Genomic DNA, 4,350 nt, shown 5'->3' with positions numbered 1-4,350 from the left:
TGTTCGATGGCTCCGTGCGGGACAACATCGCCTACGGCCGTCACAATGCCACCGACGACGAGGTCGAAGACGCTGCCCATCGCGCCAATGCGCACGAGTTCATCGTCAAACTCCCCGGACAGTACGGGACGTTCATTGGCGAGCGCGGCGTCAAGCTCTCGGGCGGCCAGCAACAGCGGCTGGCCATTGCCAGGGCGATCCTGGCATCGCCGCAAATCCTCATTCTCGACGAGGCCACCAGCAACCTCGACACCGAGAGCGAACAGCTCATCCAGGCGTCGATGGCCACGCTGCTGGCCGGACGGACGACTTTTGTCATCGCGCACCGGCTCTCCACCGTGCGCCGGGCTGACTTGATTCTGTTGATGGAAGAGGGACGCGTTATCGAGCGTGGAAACCACGAGCAACTCATGGAGGCCCGTGGCGGGTATTACGAGATGGTCATTCGCCAGATGGAATCGCATGGCCGCCAGGGCGAAGAACTCTGGCGTTGACGGGGTGATGCGTCCCTCGCAGGCACCGCAACCGCAGCGAATGGGAAGGGAAGATGCGCTGTAGATTCTGATATCGTCGTGGGTCGCGACACTCCGTGCACATCTGCTTTCGACCGGTCGGCGGGCAGAGGACTGGTCCTTTGTTTCTCCGCGTCTCTGCGGTTCAATTCAGCTTTTCGAGCGGCATAGCGCGGAGTGCCTTTCACCGATCTGGATGTCGATTTCCGCAAACGGTCCACTCTCAGCTTAACACCCGTTCGGATACCATCACGCCGGAAGCCGCCGCCCGGGACAGCAGCAAGGCCATATTTTCCAGGCAAAAACGAGACCACGATTCGTAACCCGCCACATCTCTCATGGCGTCCGCAATCGGAATAAACTCGGGAGCCACGATACCGCTGCGTCGTCCGGCGACGTTCTCGCTGGTCACCTGCATAACATGCACGACTCCAAAATGCACCTGCCCGACTTCGGTGCTGTCATCGTTGATCACGGCAACGGCCGCTTCTTTGACTTGGTCGAGGGCCACTTCCTCCATGAGTTCGCGCCGCATGCCGTCCTGATATCCACCGCGGCCGCTGGAGAAAAGTCCGTGATCCTCTTCCGAGATATGCCCGCCGATCCCGACAGAATACAACCCATGCAACCGCGTTTCCTGCCCGCCTTTTCCCCGCCGATATCGCAGAATTCTGCCATCGGAGATCAGCAGAATGTAAGGGATGAGCTGCTTGTAACGCTTGTCCTGCTCGGCGTCGCTGCGGTTCAGATACGTCAGACTGGACGCCGCCGTGACAACCGGGAGGTATTTCTCGACTTCCAGGCTGAGCCCCTGAAACACGCCCAGGTCCTCAAGAAGTTTCCGCTTAAAGCAAAGTATTCGTTCTTCCATAGCCATTCACAGATATGCCTTTCAGACAATTTGTGATCGGCAGTTTTGATTGTGCGCCGAAGCCTTCACGAGGAAAACATATTCCATTTTATTGGCACGTTATTCAACGGTTGTTCACACCTTGCGCGCAGTGAGCGGCGTTTCAAATGCCAAATTTATTTCGCGAGTCCGCCATGTCTTGATTATGCTCACGAGCGCATGGAACTGCGCCATCTTCGCTATTTCATCGCCGCTGCTGAAACGGAAAACGTTTCGCGCGCGGCGCTGAAGCTGCACGTTTCCCAGCCGGCGTTGAGCCGGCAAATTCGCGATCTGGAGGATGAACTCGGCTTCCTGCTTTTGAAACGCAGCGCGAAGTCGGTGCGGCTGACCGAAGCCGGGCGAGCCTTTCTGACCGAGGCCCGCGCGGTGTTGCAACGCGCCGAGGGCGCCGTGAGAGCGGCTCGGGCCATTGCCACGAGTGGCGGCGAATTGCACGTTGGTTACGCGCCGTCGCCCACTGCGCGGATTCTGCCGGCTGCATTGCGCGGCTTTCAAACAGAGCTGCCCAATGTCCGCGTGCGGTTGCATGACTTGTCCACCGAAGAAATGCTTGCCGGGCTGCGCGAGGGAACGCTGCAAATTGCTTTTGTCGTGCGACTGACTCCGGCCATGTTGCGCGGGCTGCGGTTCGAGGAACTGGCGCGCGACTCCATCTGCCTGGCGGTGGCGCCGAAGCATCCGCTCGCCAACCGTCGCACGGTGACGCTGGCGGAGGCCGCGCGCGAACCGATCATTACCTACAGCCGCAAAGATTATCCCGAAGCCCACCAAATGCTGGACGCCATGTTCGCCGGCATCAAAGGCAAGCCGCGCATCGCCGAGGAACACGACAGCGTGAGCAGTTTGATCGCCGCGGTCGAGTCCGGAGCCGGCGTCGCAGTGGCGCCGCAATCCCTGACCTGCACCGCTGGGCCGCGCCTGAAACTCATTCCTCTTTCCCCGGCGCCCGAGCCATTGATCATTGGCGCCGCGTGGTTAAAAAACGGACTCTCCACCGCCGCCGAACGATTCCTGCAATGCGCGAAGAAGGCGGGCTTGTCCGCGTGATGCGCCGGAAAGATAGTTGACGATAGTTATTGCCATTCCGCCAAAAACGGTCACGCTGGACCGGTCTGTTAGATAGCTTGTCTCTTCCAAGGCATGGTGAATCTTCAAGTGAACCTTGTTCAGTGACGATTTTAGACCCGACGTTCGGGAACAGTCTGTGGAAAGTGCCGGTTAGTCGGACAGCAAGAACATCCTATGAGCAGTAAATTATTTGTCGGAAACCTTTCCTTCAATACCACCGAAAACGACCTTCAGGACGCGTTTGCCGCGTTTGGCACGGTCACTGAAGCGAACCTGATGATGGATCGCATGACCAACCGCCCGCGGGGCTTTGGCTTCGTAACCATGAGTTCACCCGAGGAGGCCCAGAGGGCCATCGAGGGTTTGAATGGCAAGGACATGGACGGACGCGCCCTTACGGTCAATGTCGCCAAACCGCGCGAAGAGCGTCCGGGTGGCGGTCGTCGTGAATCGGGCGGCGGTGGTTATGGCGGTGGCGGTCGCAGTCGCTACTAGGTCATTTCGGATTTCGTGGCGGGGTTCCGGCTTGAACCGGGCCCCGCCTTTCCATCTCGCGGCGTCTCGTTTTGCCGGTCGGCAGGATCTCACGCCGCAAAACAGACGGGTCTCGTGCAATCAGCCCATGAAAGAAGAACATATTGAAGTCGAAGGCCGCGTGATGACCGTGCTGCCCGGCACCATGTTCCGGGTGGAACTCGACAACAAACATCTCGTGCTGGCCACCATCTGCGGCAAGATGCGCAAACGCTGGGTGCGTCTCACCGTCGGTGACCGCGTGAAAATGGAGATGTCGCCCTACGACCTGGAGAAGGCGCGCATCACCTGGCGGCTGAAGTAGAACTCCCGAAGGGCGGGCCGACAAGCGGGCATCGACGCGGGTTTCGCCATCGCATATAACGGGCGCCCGTGAACGCTCGCAGTTTGAAACGCGCCGCAGTTTTCGTCGTCGTCGGACTGCTGCTCGTCGGTGGAGCGGAATTGCTGCTCCGGTTCATCTCTCCACGGATCCCGGGACCAAGCCCCCGGGAACAGTCCCGTTCAGCTTTCACCGAATCATATCTCCGGGCGGCTAACGGCTTGATGAGCGGTCGCCGGTCGGCCTGCGCCTCGTGCCACTCCGCGACCGACGCAAGGACGCAAAAAAAATCCAGATTTCTCAACGGTCGGGCTGCGTTGAGCCGGGAAGCCTGGGCTGCAGCGATTCCGTTGGCGGCAAATTGCGGCGTCTGTCACCTCGTTCCGGATCCATCAAACCTTCCGCGACAGAGCTGGCGTGAAGTGATGTCCCGCATGGCGCAAATCATGGAAATACGCCATGTAACGAGGCTCACCGATGACGAGTTTCAGGACGTGCTCCATTACTATTTCACCTTCAGCCCGGAAATCCAGCCGACGCTGGGCGAAGACCCGGATCCACGCGAATCGCCGCTGCAATTCCAGAAGAGCGTCTTGGGCGATCCGGCGGGCGCCGATCGGCGCCATCCTCCTTTCATCGGACACGTTCAGATTGCCGATCTCGACAAGGACGGCAATCCCGACGTGCTGGTGAGCGACAGTGAGAAGTCGGCGGTCAATTGGATTCACGATCAGAACGGCATCTGGAAAGAAGAGAAGCTCGCAACGGTCCGTAACCCCGCTCACACACAGGTATTGTCCGGCGAACGCAACGGCAACGCGGACATTGTCGTCGCCTGTCTTGGAACCCTGAGTCCCATCGACGATTTCGTCGGGAGCGTGGTGCTGTTGTCCAACAACGGCGCGATGCAGTTTACCGCGACGACCATCCTGGATCACGTCAGCCGCGTGGCGGATGTCGAGCCGGGCGATTTTGACGGTGACGGCGACACGGATTTCGTG

6 protein-coding genes are annotated in these 4,350 nt (G+C 59.6%); 5 read left to right on the top strand and 1 reads right to left on the bottom strand.

What is annotated here, in order from left to right:
- On the top strand, positions 1-494 hold a 494-nt coding region (locus VN887_02610; protein ID HXT38892.1), incomplete at its 5' end, for an ATP-binding cassette domain-containing protein.
- Between the two features lie 241 nt (positions 495-735).
- Here the strand turns inward: VN887_02610 and VN887_02605 are convergent.
- Positions 736-1,383: a hypothetical protein gene (locus tag VN887_02605; GenBank protein HXT38891.1), complete on the bottom strand. Its 648-nt coding sequence runs from the start codon at positions 1,381-1,383 to the stop codon at positions 736-738.
- Between the two features lie 198 nt (positions 1,384-1,581).
- Here VN887_02605 and VN887_02600 point away from each other — a divergent pair, with 198 nt between their 5' ends.
- The 4 genes from VN887_02600 to VN887_02585 all read left to right on the top strand — a co-directional run.
- On the top strand, positions 1,582-2,472 hold the full coding sequence (locus tag VN887_02600) for a LysR substrate-binding domain-containing protein (GenBank protein HXT38890.1): 891 nt from the start codon (positions 1,582-1,584) through the stop codon (positions 2,470-2,472).
- 195 nt (positions 2,473-2,667) lie between these two features.
- Positions 2,668-2,988, top strand: a complete 321-nt coding sequence (locus VN887_02595; protein ID HXT38889.1) for an RNA-binding protein — start codon at positions 2,668-2,670, stop codon at positions 2,986-2,988.
- A 127-nt stretch (positions 2,989-3,115) separates the two neighbouring features.
- A complete protein-coding gene (gene infA / locus VN887_02590; GenBank protein ID HXT38888.1) occupies positions 3,116-3,331 on the top strand; it encodes a translation initiation factor IF-1 in 216 nt (71 codons plus the stop codon).
- Positions 3,332-3,573: 242 nt separating this feature from the next.
- A partial coding sequence (locus VN887_02585) for an FG-GAP-like repeat-containing protein (GenBank protein HXT38887.1) occupies positions 3,574-4,350 on the top strand: 777 nt, incomplete at its 3' end.

The organism is Candidatus Angelobacter sp. (assembly GCA_035607015.1).
In the GTDB taxonomy this organism is placed as follows: Bacteria; Verrucomicrobiota; Verrucomicrobiia; order Limisphaerales; family AV2; genus AV2.
Note: the sequence above shows the minus strand (reverse complement) of the source record. Positions and strands in the feature narration are given on the sequence as shown.

Excerpts from the sequence above, each read along its gene's own strand:
- VN887_02600 (HXT38890.1), top strand. The coding sequence starts at position 1,582 with ATGGAACTGCGCCATCTTCGCTATTTCATCGCCGCTGCTGAAACGGAA.
- infA (HXT38888.1), top strand. The coding sequence starts at position 3,116 with ATGAAAGAAGAACATATTGAAGTCGAAGGCCGCGTGATGACCGTGCTG.
- VN887_02595 (HXT38889.1), top strand. The coding sequence starts at position 2,668 with ATGAGCAGTAAATTATTTGTCGGAAACCTTTCCTTCAATACCACCGAA.
- VN887_02605 (HXT38891.1), bottom strand. The coding sequence starts at position 1,383 with ATGGAAGAACGAATACTTTGCTTTAAGCGGAAACTTCTTGAGGACCTG.